At 61.8% G+C, this 16,293-nt stretch carries 16 protein-coding genes; 13 read left to right on the forward strand and 3 right to left on the reverse strand.

The window, feature by feature from the left end:
* Positions 1-77: 77 nt before the first annotated feature.
* Positions 78-950, forward strand: a complete 873-nt coding sequence (locus MB02_RS02420; RefSeq protein WP_170304604.1) for a LysR family transcriptional regulator — start codon at positions 78-80, stop codon at positions 948-950.
* Here the strand turns inward: MB02_RS02420 and MB02_RS02425 are convergent.
* Entirely contained in the window at positions 947-2,020 is a 1,074-nt protein-coding gene (locus MB02_RS02425; protein WP_067531853.1) for a zinc-binding dehydrogenase, read from the reverse strand. The two genes, MB02_RS02420 and MB02_RS02425, sit on opposite strands and share 4 nt — an antisense overlap.
* Positions 2,020-2,544 carry a nuclear transport factor 2 family protein gene (locus MB02_RS02430; RefSeq protein WP_067531854.1) on the reverse strand — a complete coding sequence of 175 codons (525 nt, stop codon included), beginning with the start codon at positions 2,542-2,544 and terminating at the stop codon, positions 2,020-2,022. Before MB02_RS02430 ends, MB02_RS02425 begins: the two co-directional genes overlap by 1 nt.
* 165 nt (positions 2,545-2,709) lie before the next feature.
* Between MB02_RS02430 and MB02_RS02435 the strand changes: the two genes are divergently transcribed.
* The 8 genes from MB02_RS02435 (at position 2,710) to MB02_RS02470 (ending at position 11,301) form a co-directional block, all read left to right on the forward strand.
* Complete coding sequence (locus tag MB02_RS02435) at positions 2,710-3,111, forward strand: nuclear transport factor 2 family protein (protein ID WP_235829396.1); 402 nt, start codon at positions 2,710-2,712, stop codon at positions 3,109-3,111.
* A 56-nt stretch (positions 3,112-3,167) separates the two neighbouring features.
* Positions 3,168-5,282, forward strand: a complete 2,115-nt coding sequence (locus tag MB02_RS02440) for an oxidoreductase (protein ID WP_067531856.1) — start codon at positions 3,168-3,170, stop codon at positions 5,280-5,282.
* Positions 5,279-6,085 (forward strand): sugar phosphate isomerase/epimerase family protein, encoded by an 807-nt coding sequence (locus MB02_RS02445; RefSeq protein ID WP_067531860.1) that lies wholly within the window; start codon positions 5,279-5,281, stop codon positions 6,083-6,085. The genes MB02_RS02440 and MB02_RS02445 overlap by 4 nt, the downstream gene beginning before the upstream one ends.
* Positions 6,086-6,322: 237 nt before the next feature.
* A complete protein-coding gene (locus MB02_RS02450) occupies positions 6,323-7,498 on the forward strand; it encodes a sulfotransferase family protein (RefSeq protein ID WP_067531862.1) in 1,176 nt (391 codons plus the stop codon).
* Positions 7,499-7,509: 11 nt separating this feature from the next.
* A complete protein-coding gene (locus MB02_RS02455) occupies positions 7,510-8,457 on the forward strand; it encodes a haloalkane dehalogenase (RefSeq protein WP_082825911.1) in 948 nt (315 codons plus the stop codon).
* A gap of 67 nt (positions 8,458-8,524) precedes the next feature.
* Entirely contained in the window at positions 8,525-9,313 is a 789-nt protein-coding gene (locus tag MB02_RS02460; RefSeq protein ID WP_067531864.1) for an SDR family oxidoreductase, read from the forward strand.
* Between the two features lie 89 nt (positions 9,314-9,402).
* Complete coding sequence (locus tag MB02_RS02465; protein ID WP_067531866.1) at positions 9,403-10,260, forward strand: SDR family NAD(P)-dependent oxidoreductase; 858 nt, start codon at positions 9,403-9,405, stop codon at positions 10,258-10,260.
* 12 nt (positions 10,261-10,272) lie between these two features.
* Positions 10,273-11,301, forward strand: coding sequence for a zinc-dependent alcohol dehydrogenase (locus tag MB02_RS02470; RefSeq protein ID WP_067531868.1), 1,029 nt, complete (start codon positions 10,273-10,275; stop codon positions 11,299-11,301).
* An 18-nt stretch (positions 11,302-11,319) separates the two neighbouring features.
* Here the strand turns inward: MB02_RS02470 and MB02_RS02475 are convergent, their stop codons facing one another.
* Positions 11,320-12,204 carry a helix-turn-helix domain-containing protein gene (locus MB02_RS02475; protein WP_170304605.1) on the reverse strand — a complete coding sequence of 295 codons (885 nt, stop codon included), beginning with the start codon at positions 12,202-12,204 and terminating at the stop codon, positions 11,320-11,322.
* 117 nt (positions 12,205-12,321) lie between these two features.
* Here MB02_RS02475 and MB02_RS02480 point away from each other — a divergent pair, with 117 nt between their 5' ends.
* The 4 genes from MB02_RS02480 to MB02_RS02495 are packed head-to-tail and all read left to right on the forward strand — an operon-like array spanning position 12,322 to position 16,292.
* Positions 12,322-13,365 (forward strand): zinc-dependent alcohol dehydrogenase, encoded by a 1,044-nt coding sequence (locus MB02_RS02480; RefSeq protein WP_082825939.1) that lies wholly within the window; start codon positions 12,322-12,324, stop codon positions 13,363-13,365.
* A complete protein-coding gene (locus MB02_RS02485) occupies positions 13,362-14,636 on the forward strand; it encodes a sulfotransferase family protein (RefSeq protein ID WP_067531872.1) in 1,275 nt (424 codons plus the stop codon). Before MB02_RS02480 ends, MB02_RS02485 begins: the two co-directional genes overlap by 4 nt.
* 1 nt (position 14,637) lies before the next feature.
* Positions 14,638-15,879 carry a DUF1214 domain-containing protein gene (locus tag MB02_RS02490; RefSeq protein WP_067531874.1) on the forward strand — a complete coding sequence of 414 codons (1,242 nt, stop codon included), beginning with the start codon at positions 14,638-14,640 and terminating at the stop codon, positions 15,877-15,879.
* Between the two features lie 5 nt (positions 15,880-15,884).
* The gene (locus tag MB02_RS02495; RefSeq protein ID WP_067531875.1) at positions 15,885-16,292 is read left to right on the forward strand and encodes a VOC family protein; all 408 of its coding nucleotides are present in this window, start codon (positions 15,885-15,887) and stop codon (positions 16,290-16,292) included.
* Position 16,293: the final 1 nt, after the last annotated feature.

Below are 16,293 nucleotides of genomic sequence, written 5' to 3' on the forward strand. Positions count from 1 at the left end.
TGAGTGCATAATAGGCGAAATCGCCCCGTTAGGCGAAGTATCTTGCGCTGCACACCATTTGTGCAAAAATGCACCACATGGAATGGAGCGACCTCAAGGTATTCCTCGCCGCGGTGCGGACCGGATCCTACACTGCCGCAGGGCGGCGGCTGGGCATCAATCGCACGACCGTCGGCAGACGAATCGACTCTTTGGAAAACGCTTTAGGCGTCAGCCTGTTCCAGCAAACGCCGAACGGCCATGCACCGACTCGCGAAGGAGAAGAGCTGCTGGCCACGGCGTCGCTGATCGAAATGGAAATCGACGACCTGATGGCCCGGCTGGAATTCCCCGGCGAGGTTCCCGAAACCATCCGCATCGCCAGCAGCGGCGGCATCGCCAGCGAGTTCCTGCCCGAACTGGCTACCTTTCAGCAGCAGGAACCAAGAGCGGCCATAGAGCTGCTTGGCGAGCTCGACCCGCTCGACGCCGTGACCCAACGACGCGCGGATCTCGCCATCGCGCTCGTCCGCGTTCCTCCCGTTCGGCTGACGGGCATACATGTGGGCGCTCTTGCCCAGGCACCCTACGCACGGCGCGACAGTGCCGCCGATCGCGTATTGGGCTGGGGCCACGAGGTCGAAACCGCCGTTCCCGGCCAATGGACGATCACCAATCCCTCGGGCGAACTGGCGGAGGGGGCCGGAATTGCCCGCTTCAACAGCTGGCAGCAGCTCAAGCAGGCGGTTCTGGCGGGCATGGGCAGGGCCAGCCTGTGGTGCTTTGCCGCCGACGCCGAACCCACTCTCCAGCAGTTGTCCGAGCCTGATCCCCGCCAGGATTACCCGCTATGGCTGCTCCACCGCACCAAGTCGCCACCGGGGCCGCATCTGCGCAAGCTCGTCACCTACCTCGAACACGCACTGCGCGAACGGCTGGCCCCCGTCGCACGGGAAGGCGGGCAAGCCTAAACCGTGTGATCCAGCACTGCCCGAGTAACCTTGCCTGATTCCAATGCGGCAATGGCGTCTTCCACTTCGGCCAGCGGCCAGACCTGTGTAACCTGCCCGGCAATCTCCAGCTTGCCGTCTTGTGCCAGCTCGATCAGTTCAGGGTAATCGCGTTCGGGCCGCGCGCCCCCGTTCATGGTCGAAACGATCTCCCGCCCTGACAACACCGTATCCAGCGGCAGGGTTGCGGTTGCCCCGGCGGACGTCATGCCGATCAGGACGATACGGCCGCCCCGCTTTACCGCCAATACAGATGCCTCCACAGCAGAAGGCGCGCCACAGCATTCAACCGCGATGTCGATCGGCTCGAACGCCTTGCGCATGCGCGCAGCCAGCGCAGCGCCGTCTTCGCCGCGTTGCGCCACCAGAAACGCATCTGCGCCGAACGAACGCGCCACGTCTTCCTTCGCCGGATTCATGTCCACGGCGAGCACCGATGCACCGGCAAGCTTCGCCCCCTGGATGGCATTGACGCCGATCCCACCGACGCCAATCACTGCCACGCGATCCCCTTCACCGACTTCGCCCAGCACACGCGCCGCACAATAGCCGGTCGAAACCGCGCAACCGATCAATGCGGCCTGTTCCGGCGGCAGATCGCCGGTGGCGTATAGCTGACTGGCCTTGGCAACGATTTCCCCGGCAAAGGAGGAGACGTTGGCGAAATTGGCCACAGGCTTACCTTCCCATGTGAAGGGCCAATCCGATACGAATCCCCAGTTCACATCGCAGTTGGCAGGGGTGCCGCGCTGGCATTCACGGCAAGTGCCGCAGGGTGTCTGCGTTCCCACCATCACTGCATCGCCGACCTGCCATTCGGTCACGCCGGGCCCGACTTCCTCGACCACTCCGGCCGCTTCATGGCCGAGAACCACAGGCGCCTTCCCACCGGGCATATGCATCATGTTGATGTCACTGTGGCACAGGCCCGACCTCAGAACCTTGACCTTCACCTCACCTTCACCCGGCGCGCGGACTTCCAGCGCATCGGTGACAATCAGCTTCTGGCCGTCCCAGACGATACCACGCATCAGTTTTCTCCCAATCCGGCCAGAAGCGGGAAGGTCCAGGACGGATCCTTGCGATCCGCTGTGCCCTGCGCCGCGTCAGCAGCCAGTCGGCCAAACGATTCCTCATCAATTTCGCAAACTTCGCCCTGATCGAACACCAGCGAACGATAGACGAATTTCCAGACGCCATCGCGTCGCTCGTAACGATCGAGATAGCGACCGTAGACGATGAACTCCTTGCGCTTTGGCGGATGGGTGCGATGATAGGCGCGCACGTGATGCTCCCCTTCCGCAAGATCGCCATCGACCACGAACAGGCTGTTCATGATGCTGTGGATCGTCAATTCCCAGTGCGCCATGACTTCAGGCAACCAGGCAACGAAATCGTCAGGGTTCCCTTTGAACATACTGCCATGGTCGTCGATCGCATCGTCGTGATAAAGTGAACGGACAAGCGCGAAGTCGCGCCGGTCACAGCCACGGCAATAACGCATGACAAGATCACGCAAGGCGATCTGGTCGAGCAGGGATTGGTCCATCGTCATCGTCTCCCGGATTGCGCCGCCCTATTCTTGTCAGCTACAGATTCAGCAGGGAATCATGAAGCATCGGGCAGGAACGCGTAATAGGTTGGGCAAATCTGCTACGCAAATCAGCGTGATGCAAGGAGAGGATGGCATAATGCGAACTGCATCAAGGCAAACCCTCTGATGGACCACGCCGATCAGGCACTGAAACGCCGCCAGACCATGATGAAGGCTGCCCTGCAAGCCTATGTCGATCGGACCAATGCCGGGGATGCGGAAGGGCTCGTCGCTCTGTTCGCACCCGACGCCGTGATCGAAGACCCCATCGGGACACCAGCCAAGACCGGCAAAGAAATTCCGGTATGGTTTGCAGACTCGGTTGCATTCGACACCTGGATCACGCCCGTCGTCCCTGCACGCGGGTCCCATGCCCACGAAGCGGCCCTGGTGTTCGATGTCGAATTTACGCCACCCGAGGGGCCCCGGCTCCGCATTCGATCGCTGGACGTCTGCACATTCGACGACGCGGGCCTGATCACGCATCTGAAAGCCTACTGGGGGCCGGACGACATCGAACCGGCCTGACCCACGCCTAAACAAAAAAATGCCGCCACAGAGCGGTTCAGGAGAGGACGCCTCGCATGGCCAACAACAATTTCCCGACACTGACCAGCGCTGCCCGGATCGGCACTCTGACCATTCCCAACCGCATCGTCGTGACTGCCATGGGCGTCAGTCTCGCTGAAGAGGACGGTTCGGTTGGCGACCGGCTGATCGATTATCACGTCGCGCAGGCACGTGGTGGTGCGGGGCTGATCATCATGGGCGTGACCGGAGTCGCCTGGCCCGTTGGCGCGGTCCAACCCAATCAGACCGCCATTTCCGATGACAGGTTTCTGCCCGCCCTCACCCGTCTGGCCTCTGCCGTTCACACGGCAGGAGGACGCATTGCCGCGCAGCTTCATCATGGTGGCCTGGTCGCCACTCATTCGGCGCAAGACGGGCATCCCCTTTGGGCCCCGGCCATTCCGCCCGCCTTCGCAGGCGATTTTCCCGACTATTTCCTGCCGGAGGAAATGGCGGCTTTTGCGGGCGGCGTGGTGCCGGAAGTCAAGGTGTTGACGACGCAGGACATTGCCACCGCCGTCGGCCAATATGCTGCGGCAGCCGTCCGCGCGCTGAAAGCCGGAATGGATGGCGTGGAGATTCACGGGGGGCACGGCTACCTCCTCTCCTCCTTCATGTCGCCTTCGACCAATACGCGCGATGACGAGTATGGCGGTACGCTGGAAAATCGCGCGCGCCTGCTGCTCGAAGTCGTCGGCGCGGTGCGCGCGGCCGTCGGTCCAGACTTTCCCGTCTGGGTCAAACTCGATTCCCGCGAAATCGGCAAAAAAGTCGGTATCAAGCTGGAGGACGCCGAAAAAGTCGCCCCGATGATCGAAGCTGCCGGGGCCGACGCCATCACTGTGACCGCATACCACGACGTTGGTCAGGGCAAGCTCCATTCCGGCTCGAACATCCCGCACGAACCGGGCATGCATCTGGACGCGGCCAAGACAATCAGGAACGCGGTGTCCATCCCCATCATCGCATCGGGCCGGGTCGAGCTGGACATGGCCGAAACCGCCTTGCGCGCGGGCAAGATGGATTTTCTCGCAATGGGCCGGAAACTTCTGGCCGACCCTGAACTGCCGCGCAAAGCCGCCGAGGGGCGCGAGGCGGAGATCCGACCGTGCATTTACTGCTACACCTGCGTCAGCACCGCCTATGTCCGCGAACCGGTACGATGCGCGGTGCGTCCAGAGACGGCTCTGGAAGGTCAGGACTGGGCGCCGTCACCTGCAGTGAAGCGCGTGGTGGTGATCGGCGGCGGCCCTGCCGGAATGGAGGCCGCACGCAGGCTCGATGCCGCGGGCAAGCAGGTCGTCCTGATCGAACAATCCGAACGCCTGGGCGGTACGCTGCAATTTGCAGGACTGGCCTACGAACCCAACGAAAGACTGCTCAACTGGCTGCGCCGGGGAATCGAGGCCTCCGGCGTCGATGTCCGCTTGCGCACGAAGGCAACAGCGGAACTGGTGCAATCCCTTAACCCGGACATGGTGATCGTCGCCACTGGCGCGGTGCGCGACATGCCGCCGATTCCGGGCCACGACATGGACCACGTGTTGAGTGGTGACGACATGCGCGCCCTGATGCTCGGGCAGGATTCCGAAGCGCTCAAGCGCAAGACAAGCTGGACGACGCGTCTGGCGACCAAGGTTGGTGCGGCAACCGGCGTGACAGCCAATCTGGACGTGGTCCGCAGGGCGACCCATGCGTGGATGCCGCTCGGTCAGAAAGTGGCGATCATCGGCGGCGAACTCGTCGGCCTGGAACTGGCCGAGTTTCTCAACGAACGAGGCCGCGAAGTGACCGTCATCGGCGAAGCCGAAAAGTTCGGCGGCGGCCTCTTGCTGGTTCGACGCATGCGGCTTCTTGCCGAACTGCGCGAACATGGCGTCGCCATGTATCCAGGGGCAAGTGACATTGCGATTACCGCGAACGGGGTGACGTTCACCAGCAACGACGGATCGGCCGGCCAGGTCGCGGCAGACCACGTCATTGTCGCAACCGGAGCACACGGAGATTCCACTCTGGCCGACAGCCTCCGCGCTGCCGGGCTGCCGGTAGTGGAAGTGGGCGATGGCACTGGCGTAAGCTATATCGAAGGGGCCATTCGTGGCGCAGCGGAAGCGGTAGCCGCGTTGTGACCCTGCCTCCATTTTGCCTCAACGGGTTCAACGGTTCTTCCTACCTTGGCCAGCAGGCCGATCTGCCCGGCTGGATCGATGCCGCGGCACGGGCAGGTTTCCCGTTATTCGGTCCGGACGTTTTCTCGCTTGCAGCATGGCAGGAAAACGGAGGGATCATGGCCACGCTGGCCTGCCGGATGCGCGACGCGGGTGTTGGCTGCGGCTATATAGCCGCCGCAGGCATGCTCGGCGGAGAGGCTGCAATTCTTCCGGGATTGCTGCAAGCTGCCGACGCGGCCGACGCGCTCGGCGCGCCATTTCTGCAGGTCAATATGACCGGTGCCGACACCGCCACCCGCAAGGCGGCATTGGAGCAGGCTTGCGATGTTCTCGCCGGCAGAGGCCTGAAACTCGCTATCGAGTACATGCCCTACACCGGGCTGGCATCGGTTCGCGAAACCGTCTCGCTCGCGCACCATGTCGGTACGGACCGGGCTGGCGCGATGATCGACATCTGGCACCACAGCCGGGGGCCGGATAGCTGGAAAGACCTGGCCTCTGTTCCATTGGAGGCCATTGCCTATGTTGAATTGAACGACGCGCTGCCCGCGCTGAGCGATGATCAAACGGTCGAAACGCTTTCCCGCCGTACTTTCCCCGGCGCGGGGGAATTGGATGTCGATCGTTTCGTCACTCTGCTGCGCGACAAGGGCTATAACGGCATGGTGAGTGTGGAAGTGCTGAATGAAGAATGGCGCGGACGAGACCTGACGGAATTCGCCCGGCGCTGTCATGAGAGCACTGCTGCATTCTGGCGCTGACCGAAACGACAGGGCATGGAAACATATAAGGCAAGAACCGGGTTAGGGTCTCGATAGAGACCGGCAAGGGAAACTGAATCGGCTCGCCGGGAAACGACGTCCACCACGCGAGTTCGCAATCCTTAAAGCAAAATGCTCCGAATTTTGTTGCTTTCAGGGGCCTTGGATCAAGGAAAGCGTATTGCAGGGAACTGCCGGGCGCTCTAGGTTAAGCCCCAATACGAAAGAGAGAGGACCATGGCTACCACCGCCGACGTGACACAAACCCCCGCCTTCGATCGCGAAAACCTTCTTGCGCAAGCCCGCGAACGGGCCGGACTGAATGATTTCGGGGACACGTGGTTCCTCGAACCGATGGACAAGTTCATCGAATCCGCCAATGCGGAAGCCAAGCTGACTCCGGCCGGCTTTGCCGCCCAGACGGAAGTGGTCGTGAAGGGGCTGACCAGTCGGCTCCGGATGATCGAGGATATCAAGCAGCACCCGGAGATCCTCGACGAACAGATCGACGTTGCCGGCGTTATTCTCGGCTTACCGCGTACGGGCAGCACCATTTTCCACCGTCTGCTCGCCAGCGCGCCCGGCATGACTGCCATTCGCTGGTACGAAGCGCAGAATTTCGCACCTTTTCCTGGCGAAGAGCCCGGCAATCCGGTTGAACGACGCGCTTATGCAGAAGCCATGCTCAATGGCTGGCTGGAACTGTCGCCCGAACTCAATTCCATTCACCCCCTCGATTCAGAAGCCCCCGACGAAGAAATTCTCATCCTCGGGCAGATGTTCGTCAGCACGATGGTCGAAGGGATGACGTTCGTACCCGGCTTCACCCGCTGGCTCGACACGTATGACCAGTCCAGGGGGCACGAGGATCTCAAGACGATCCTCAAGTACCTCCAATGGCAGGACCCAACCCGCCGCGGCAAGAAATGGATTCTGAAAAGCCCATCGAACCTGCCCTATGCGGAATTGGTTGCCAACGCCTTCCCGAATGCCCTGCTGATCATGACGCATCGTGATCCGATGGACGTCGTCCCATCCTATGTCAGTATGGAAGCCGCTCTCTATAAGTTGAGCGCGACGCTTACCGACAAGGAAGTTGGCGAATTCTGGTTCCAGCGCCTGGCAGGCTGGATGCACCGCTTCCAGGAAGCCCGCGCACGGATCGGTGAAGATCGCTTCATCGACATCGACTATCGTGAGGTCGGCAAGGAGCCGCTGGTCCAGGCCGAGCGTGTTCTTTCCCGGATCGGCATCAAGACGGATGAACGGCTGGAAGAGGCGTTGACCGAATTTCTCGCCGGCAACAAGCGTGAGCAGCGGCCGATGCATGAGTATTCGCTTGAACGCTTCGGCCTCGACGAAGATGCGATCCGCCGCGAATTCGCCGATTATCGCGCCCGCTACATCAGCTAAGGCGATCGAAAGTGGAAATACGCGCCGGAATATTACGGACTCCGGATACTTGTTTCGACGGGCTTCCGGACTACCCTTTCGCACCCCATTACCTCGAAATCGAGGATCCGGAGCTCGGTCCGCTGCGGATGCACTACATTGACGAGGGGGAGCGTGATGCCCCCGTCGTCCTGATGGCCCACGGCAATCCGACATGGAGCTTTCTCTATCGCCACATGATCGGTCCGGTCGTGGCGGCGGGATACCGCGTCATTGCACCCGACATGATCGGGTTCGGCAAGTCGGACAAGCCGGCAGAACGCAGCGCCTATGGCTATGATCGGTTTGTCGCGTGGATGCGCACCTTTGTCGAGGCGCTCGACCTTTCGGACATCACCTTGATGTGCCAGGATTGGGGCGGGCCGATCAACCTGCGGGTTCTGTCGGAGATGCCGGAGCGTTTTTCCGCCGTGCTGGCCGCCAATACGCTGCTGCAAAATTGCGATCCGCCACCGCTCGGCGTGCCTGACTGGCCCGGTGAGGCGATTGCCGCCTGGATCGAAAGCTGCCGTACGAACGACGATCTGCCGCTGGATGAACTGATCGCCCGGACTTGCGTCACCCGGCCTGCCGAAGATGTGCTGGCTGCCTATGCCGCCCCCTACCCGGACGGACGCTACAAGGCCGGGCTGTTGCAGATAACCTGCAGCATCCCGATCGCCGAAGGTGCAGAAGGACTGGATACAAACCGGGAAGCGTGGCGTTTTCTGGAACAATGGGACAAACCGTTCCTTACAGCCTTCAGCGACAGCGATCCCTCGACGATAAACTGGGAAACCGTGTTTCAGAACCGCGTGGCCGGTGCGAAGGGGCAACCCCATACACGCATCGTCGGCGCAGGCCATTTCGTGCAGGAAGAACAGGGCCCGGCTCTGGCCAAAGTGCTCGTCGACTTTCTGCGCGCCAATCATACCAACTGACGGACAGGCTCGCGACGGGAATAACCCCGCGCCAGCCCATATGCACAATCGTACAAGGGGAGTTTACATGCTGCTGAAAGACAAGGTCGTCGTCGTGAACGGAGTCGGCCCCGGAATGGGTCAGGCAATCGCCAGAATAGCCGGTGCGGAAGGTGCGAAAGTCGTGCTCAGTGCCCGCAATAAGGCATTCATCGAACAGGTACGTGACGAAATCATCGCGGCTGGCGGTCAAGCGGTCGCCGTTCCCTGCGATATCGGCGATGCCGACCAGTGCAAAGCGCTGGCTCAGGCCGCGGCCGATGCTTTCAGTGGCCGGATCGACGGGTTGGTCAACAGCGCATTCTATCACGGCGACTGGAGCTTCGTCGAAAACGCCGACGAAGAAGACTGGTCGAAGATCTTCGACGTGAACTGCCTCGGCACCCTGCGCATGACCAAGGCCTGCGTGCCCTTCCTCAAGGATGGCGGCGCGGTCGTGAACGTATCGACCATGGCGACCATGCGTCCCTATGGCACCGAACACGGCATGGAAATGGGCTATGCGGTCTCGAAAGGCGGGATCAATGTCCTGAGCAAGTACATGGCATCCGACCTTGGCCGCTACGGCATTCGCGTGAACACTTGCCGGATGGGCTGGATTCACGGCGCGCCGGTTCAGGGTTATATCGACTCCGAAGTCGCGAAGGGACGCAGCGAGGCCGAAGTTATCGGCGAAGTCACGCACGACATCCCGCTGGGCAAGATTCCCCCGCAGGACGATTGCGCCCGTGCCGTTCTGATGATGATTTCGGACTTTGCCGCAGTCGTCACAGGCGCAGCTCTGGACGTCAACGGTGGCCACTGGATCGCCCCCTGATTGCTTGTTAGCAAAGGTCTCCATACAGGTTTGCCCATTCTGCAATGGGTGGGCAAACCCATTTACCTCTATCGGACGAGAGAAGATCCATGACCAATAACGAAGAGAAATTCGCTGGCGGCGTGGCTGTCATCACCGGCGCAGGCGCGGGGATAGGCTCCGGCCTTGCCCGCCGTGCAGGCCAGCTCGGCATGCATGTGGTGGTCACCGATATCAACAGTACTGCTGCCGAAACCGTGGCCGGGGAAATCCGCGATGCAGGCGGCAAGGCCGAAGCCATGGCCGTGGACGTTTCCAAACCGTCTGAACTCGACCGGCTGGCAGAGGAAGTCTTCGCCAAGCATGGCAGCGTGCGACTCCTCGTCAACAATGCCGGAATCGAAACGATCGGCTTCAGTTGGGAAATCCCGGCGGAACGCTGGGAATCCACGCTCAACATCAACCTTCATGGCGTAATTCACGGTGTGCGGGCCTTCGTCCCGAAAATGCTCGCCACCGGTGAAGAGTGCTGGGTCGCCAATCTCGCCTCCATCGGCGCTTTCGGCATGATGCCCACCCAGACAGCCTATATCGTCACCAAGCACGCCGTGGAATCGTTCAGCGAATGCCTGTATCTTGAAATGCAGTTGAAGAAGGCTCCGATCCACGTCTCTTCCGTCATCCCCGGGATGCTCAAGACCAGCATCTTCGACGCGGAAGCCGGTGCGGGCGAACCTGCGGATTCGGTCGGGCACCGCAAGGTGATGCATGACATGATGGCTGCATACGGCATGGACCTTGCCGAAGGTTGCCAGCGCATCATGGAAAAGATCGCCGCCAACGAATTCTGGGCGGATACCCAGCCTGAAATGACCGAACAGTCACTGGCCGGACGGATCAAGTTTTTCCAGCAACAAAGCAGCCCGGAAGTCGCCCCGCAGGCGCGCGGGCTGCTCGGTCTGGACTGAGGGAGCCGGACTATGCGGGCAGCGGTTTTCCATGAGGCGGGCCAACCGCTGCACATCGAAACGGTCGATGATCCCCGGCCCGGAGCCGGCCAGGTCGTCATTGCAGTCAGCGGATCGGGCATTTGCGGTTCGGACCTGCATATGACCCAATTTCCCGGTCACACTCCCGCAGGCCTGATCCTGGGGCATGAATATGCCGGAACAGTCGCAGCTATAGGCAGCGATGTTTCCGGCGACTGGAAAATCGGGGACCGGGTCACTGCCCTGCCCCTCTTTCCATGCCGTGACTGCGAAGCCTGCGAGGCGCATTTGCCCCAACTGTGCCTGAATGGCCGGTTTGCGGGAACCACGCTCGAAACCCCTGGGGCCTATGCCCAATACGTCGCAGCGCGAGCCGATATGCTGCAAAAGGTGCCCGCAGGGGTCAGCGATGTCGAGGCGGCCATGGTCGAACCGCTGGCGGTTGGCCATCATGTCGTCGAACGCGCGAACATTCGCAAAGGCGAAACGGTGCTGGTAATCGGTGGCGGGCCGATCGGGGCCGCAGTGGTCCTGTTCGCCCGTGCGGCCGGAGCCGGTCACGTCGTCGTCAGCGAACCAGCACCGGAACGGCGTGCGCGCTGCCTCGATCTTGGAGCAACTGCGGCCATCGATCCGCAGCGTGAAAACCTGGGCAAGCGGCTGGATGAACTGACCGGCACACGGCCCGCGGTAGTGTTCGAATGCGTGGGCATTCCCGGCATGGTCCAGCAGGCCGCCGACCTCGCCGGGGTGCGGGGGCGTGTCGTGGTTGCCGGTGTCCTGTTCGAGGAAGACCGGCTGTCCCACATTACCGGTCTCGGCAAGGAAGTGTCGATCATATACAGCCAGGCTTACACGGAACCCGATTTCGCAGCCGTGATCGACGCCTTGGCAACCAACGCGATCGACGCCACGCCGATGCATACCGCAACCGTAAGCCTCGACCAGTTGCCGGACATGTTCGAAAGCCTGCGCAACAACCCTGCGCAATGCAAGGTACTGATCGACCCGTCGCTGTGACGCGGACAGTTTTCGCCGTCAGGACAGCAGGCGCGCGAACTGCCGGGGGGTACGCCCCGTCATCCGGCGAAAGGCTACGGTAAACGCACTGGGCGTGGCGAAGCCAAGTGTGCGCGCAATCTCGTTCATTGCCATTGTCCCGGCCCGCATCATGTCCTGCGCACGTTCGAGCCGGACTGCCGCCGCGTGATCTGCCAAAGGCTTGCCGGTCGCCTCCATGAAGCTGCGCGAAAGGTGCGATCGGCTGATCCCGCACAGGGCAGCCAATTCTGCCGTAGTCGGCCACTCCCCCGCACAAGTGCGCAAGGCGTCTTCGATCCGGGCCAGTTGCCATGGCGCGAGGCCACCGCGCGCACCGGGCCGCCGCGCAGGCATCCGCAATTGCCGTCCGATATCGACCATCAGCAGCCGGACCAGCGATTCCGCCGCCATTTCCGATCCGAATCCCGGCGTGACGATCTCCCCCCGCAGCCTTTCCGCCAGGGCGAACATGGTCGAGGAGGTTATCATCGCACACCGCCGCAGCCGGACGGGGTCCCAGTCATCCAACCCGGTTGCCGCCTGGAAGCTGTCCGGAGCCATCCGGCAGGTCATGATATCCAGCACGCCACCGTCGCCGACTGAACGCATGGCGACACCTGCCGGACGGAACATCATTCGGCCCACCTTGTGCCCGCGCCGTTCCCCACCGTCGAACGCCACCGCACCACGCATCCCGCCGGCCCGCGGCATGGTGAGCGAAAAGATCGGCGCCTCGTCCAGCTCCAGCATCTCGTTGGGACTTGGCAGTTCATAACGGCGCAATTCGATCCGCGCCTCGGGAATCGTCAGCTCGGCCAGAACGGTCCAAGGCTTGGGCCTTGGGTCCCCCTTGGCCTCGGCGTTCATACGCAGGTCGATCACCGCATTTTGCATCACAGATAGACGATACCGGCACAATATCGACATAACAAGCACTGGCCGCCCATCGGCTCGAATGGCATGTTTTGCACCGAGAACAAGGACACACATGGAGAGACGATGACTGGCGATCTCATGCAATTGGCGCGCGTCCATGGGCCAGGCGATGTAAGACTCGACGATGTGCCAATCCCTCAACCGGGTGCCGGAGAAGCGATCGTTCGCGTCGCCGCCTGCGGCATCTGCGGCAGTGATCTTGGCTTTATCGCACAAGGCGGCATGGGTGGGGGTGAGCCTCTGGCCGAACCCTTGCCGATCGGCCACGAATTTGCCGGCGAGGTAGTCGCGGTTGGCCCCGGTGTCGAAGGCGTCGCACCGGGACTGCGCGTCGCCGTGAATCCCGACGATGGCTACATTGGCGGCGGCGGCCCCGAAGGTGCCATGGCGCCCTATATCCGCATTACCGGCGCGAAAGTGGGTGAGACTCTGTTCCCCCTGGCGGATCATGTCGATTATGCGGAGGCCGCACTGGCCGAACCGCTTTCCGTCGGCCTTCACGCCTTGCGCATTCTGGACGTGCAGGCACATCACAAGGTGGCGGTGCTGGGTGCCGGACCGATCGGGTTGTGCACGGTCGCCATGCTGCGCCACCTCGGTTGCCGCGACATCGCGATCTTCGACCGTGTCGAATCCCGGCTGGAACGCGCACGGGCGCTAGGTGCGGGGCTTGCCGTCAACGTCGCGGAGGAAAGCCTGCCGGATGCACTGGCACGCTATCACGGGGAAGGCGTGCGCTTCGGCACACGATTTGCCGAGACCGACATGTTCATCGATTGCGCAGGCTCCGAAGCGGCGTTCAAAGACGTCATTGCCATCGCGAAGTACCGTGCGCGGATCGCGATTGTCGCGCTCTATAAAAAGCCAGCCGCAGTCGACCTGTGGAAGATGATGGCGAACGAAATTCTCGTTACCGGCTCGATCGCTGTCGACCGCAAGGCGGAATTCGCGGAAGCCCTGACAATGGTCGCCAAGGGCGAACAGGACCTGTCCCCGCTGATCAGTCACCACATGGACTTTGCCCGCTTCAACGAAGCGCTCGACCTGGCCGCCAATTCGGACCTGTCCGCCAAGGTTATGCTGACCTTTCCGGAGACGGCAGCATGAGCGCCCCCAATGATATTCTGATTGACGATCTGGCCAACCCCCGCATCACCCCGGCCATTGCCGAGGCTCGTCAAGGCCCCGCCGGCTTCGACGAGAACATGACCGCCGATGACGTGTTGGCGCACGCGGTTGAACTGACAGGCGGTCTGACCGACTTTGGGGAGGATACCGGCTTTCGCGAACGGCTGGAGGTTACTCTCCAATCCCTCGCGGAGGATGAGGGGCTGACCCGTGGCGGACGCATCACTCTGATCGATCACGCGATCCGCGTAATGGCCAACCGGCTGCGCATCGAGGATCTGGTCAAACGTCACCCGGAAATCCTTGAAATCGAGATCGACCGCCCGCTCATCATTGCCGGGCTGCCGCGTTCGGGCACGACCCATCTTGTCAACTGGCTCGCTCGGGACGAGCGACTGCACTCGCTGACCCTGTGGGAATCGGAAGAACCTGTTCCTTCCGCCCCGCCACCGCCGCCGGGGGAACCCGACCCGCGCGAAGTGCGCAGTGCCGAATTCTGGGGGCATTTCGAAGCCATGCTGCCGCACATGGCGGCAATGCACGGCATGGAAGCCAGTTCGATCCACGAGGATAACGAACTGCTCTACATGGATCTCAATTGCTACAGTTGGGAATTCCAGAGCCGCATCCCGCGCTGGATCGACTACTATTTTTCCCACGACCGCACCGGCAGCTACCTTTACGAAAAAAAGGTGCTGCAAGTGCTCACCTGGTACCGTGCACAGAATGGCAAGGGCGAAGGGCGCTGGATCCTCAAATCGCCGCAGCACATGGAAAACCTTGCCCCGCTCAAGGCCGCCTTCCCCGATGCCCGTCTGGTCATTACCCACCGCGATCCGGTTGCGGTGATCCGGTCGCTGACCACGATGCTGTCCTATGGCGACCGTATTCGCCGCGATCCGGTAGACCCGCCTGGCCTTGCCCGCCATTGGTCGGAACGGATCGAACGCCTGCTGCGCGCCTGCCTGGAGCAGCGAGACAGTTGGGGGCCGGATCAGTCGCTCGACGTGCTGTTCCACGAATACATGGGCGATCAGGAAGCCACGCTGCGCCGTGTCTATGACATGGCCGACCTCGATCTCACGCCGGAGGCGGAGAACGCATTGCTGGGCTACCTCAACGAAAACCCGCGCCATCAGCATGGCCGCGTGATCTATGACCTCGAAGGCGTGTTTGAAGTCGACATCGATGCCCTGCGGGAGCGTTTCGGCTTCTACTATGACCGCTTTCCCGTCCGCTGGGAGAATTGAGATGGATGCGAACCAAATAGAAGCAAAGGCGGCTGAACGCCTGCTGTCGGGCCAGGCCTGGGAAGATTTCTGCGACACATTGAAAGTCGCAGGCAAGATGATCGACAAATTCGGAGATCAACCGTCGGATCTCGACCGGGCCGAATGGTATCGTTTTCTCACCCGCCTGACCCGATCCAGCTTCGAACGGCTGATCGAAAACGCCGAACCGACCCGGCCGCGTCTGCGCGACATGGTGTGGCGCCAGTCGATCAATTTCCAGACGGTCGATCAGGACCACCTGATGTGCCAGTTCGACGAAGCCCGCGATTATCGCATCACCGGCACGCGCGGCACGATCCCCTATTTCGTGATGGCCGTTCTGACTGCACCCGCGACCGCCGACGTGAGTGCTCGTGACTGGGCACCGGCAGGACTGGACGGACTGAAGGAATTCGACCCGTCCAACCTCAAGACCACGGGTTTTCTCGGCAGCCAGCAATTGCATGTCGAAGATGACGGGACTTTCGAAATCATCCTGTCGCAGAACGATCCGGGCGAAGGCAAGAACTGGCTGAAGCTCGACCCCGATACCAACTGCATTCTCATCCGCCTTGTCTGGAGCGATCGGGGTACGGAAGTTGCCCCGGGCATGACCATCGAACGGATGGATCATGCGGAACCCGTTCCTCTCAGCCCCGCGTTGATGGCCAATGGGCTTGCCTGGTCCGGACAGGCCGTGCTGGGTTATGCCGAACTGGTGCGCAACTGGTGGCAGGGCAACCAGGGCAATTTCTCGGCCAAGCTCAACCGGTTGGATTTCAGCCGCGCGCAGTACCTGTCCAACGGCGGCGTGCCGGATCGCCATGTCGCTTTCGGCGGTTGGCAGAAGGCGCTGGATGAAGCGCTGGTGCTGGAATTCACACCGCCCGAATGCGAATACTGGAATTTCCAGATCTGCAACATTTGGCAAGAGAATCTCGATACTTTCGAAGACGGCAACGGCTGGGTGAACAACTACCGCTACAATGCCGAGCCCGATGGCCGCGTCCGCATCGTCATAGCGGAGCGTGATCCCGGCATTGGCGGCAACTGGGTGAACAGCTTCGGCCATGACAAGGGGCAATGGGGCCTGCGCTTCGTGCGCACCGAAACCACCCCGCCGGTCAAGCTCTGGCGTCTGCCGCTGGCCGATCTCGAAGCTGCTGGCAGTCAGGCGCTGGATCCGGCCAGCGCGATCGACACCGGCCAGTTCGTGGATTGATCGCCATGACAGTCCGCACACTCGACCATGTGAATATCCGCAGCGCCGACGTACCGGCAACGACAGCCTTCTTCCGCGACCTGCTGGGTCTGGAGGCAGGCGTCGCCCCCGGCGCGCCCTCGATCGACAAAGGATGCTGGATTTACGATCCGGCCGGTCGACCGATCGTGCATATCGGCCCCGTCGATGCCACCTACCCCAGCGACGGCATGGCCCCCTTCACCGAAACCCGCGGCAGCGGCGCGGTCCATCACGTAGCGCTGGAATGCGACGATCACCCGGCGATGCTCGCCAAGCTGGAAGCGGCAGGGCTGGAAGTGTCGTTGAGCGACATTCCCCAAATCGGCTTGCGCCAGATCTTCGTGCACGAGCCCAACGGCGTGCTGCTCGAACTGAACTTCAGGGAAGGCTGAC

Source organism: Croceicoccus estronivorus, assembly GCF_001625325.1.
Classification (GTDB): Bacteria; Pseudomonadota; Alphaproteobacteria; order Sphingomonadales; family Sphingomonadaceae; genus Caenibius; species Caenibius estronivorus.

Coding starts and splice junctions, on each gene's coding strand:
- MB02_RS02480 (WP_082825939.1), top strand. CDS start 12,322: ATGACTGGCGATCTCATGCAATTGGCGCGCGTCCATGGGCCAGGCGAT.
- MB02_RS02420 (WP_170304604.1), top strand. CDS start 78: ATGGAATGGAGCGACCTCAAGGTATTCCTCGCCGCGGTGCGGACCGGA.
- MB02_RS02440 (WP_067531856.1), top strand. CDS start 3,168: ATGGCCAACAACAATTTCCCGACACTGACCAGCGCTGCCCGGATCGGC.
- MB02_RS02490 (WP_067531874.1), top strand. CDS start 14,638: ATGGATGCGAACCAAATAGAAGCAAAGGCGGCTGAACGCCTGCTGTCG.
- MB02_RS02470 (WP_067531868.1), top strand. CDS start 10,273: ATGCGGGCAGCGGTTTTCCATGAGGCGGGCCAACCGCTGCACATCGAA.
- MB02_RS02425 (WP_067531853.1), bottom strand. CDS start 2,020: ATGCGTGGTATCGTCTGGGACGGCCAGAAGCTGATTGTCACCGATGCG.
- MB02_RS02460 (WP_067531864.1), top strand. CDS start 8,525: ATGCTGCTGAAAGACAAGGTCGTCGTCGTGAACGGAGTCGGCCCCGGA.
- MB02_RS02465 (WP_067531866.1), top strand. CDS start 9,403: ATGACCAATAACGAAGAGAAATTCGCTGGCGGCGTGGCTGTCATCACC.
- MB02_RS02495 (WP_067531875.1), top strand. CDS start 15,885: ATGACAGTCCGCACACTCGACCATGTGAATATCCGCAGCGCCGACGTA.
- MB02_RS02430 (WP_067531854.1), bottom strand. CDS start 2,544: ATGACGATGGACCAATCCCTGCTCGACCAGATCGCCTTGCGTGATCTT.
- MB02_RS02450 (WP_067531862.1), top strand. CDS start 6,323: ATGGCTACCACCGCCGACGTGACACAAACCCCCGCCTTCGATCGCGAA.
- MB02_RS02435 (WP_235829396.1), top strand. CDS start 2,710: ATGGACCACGCCGATCAGGCACTGAAACGCCGCCAGACCATGATGAAG.
- MB02_RS02485 (WP_067531872.1), top strand. CDS start 13,362: ATGAGCGCCCCCAATGATATTCTGATTGACGATCTGGCCAACCCCCGC.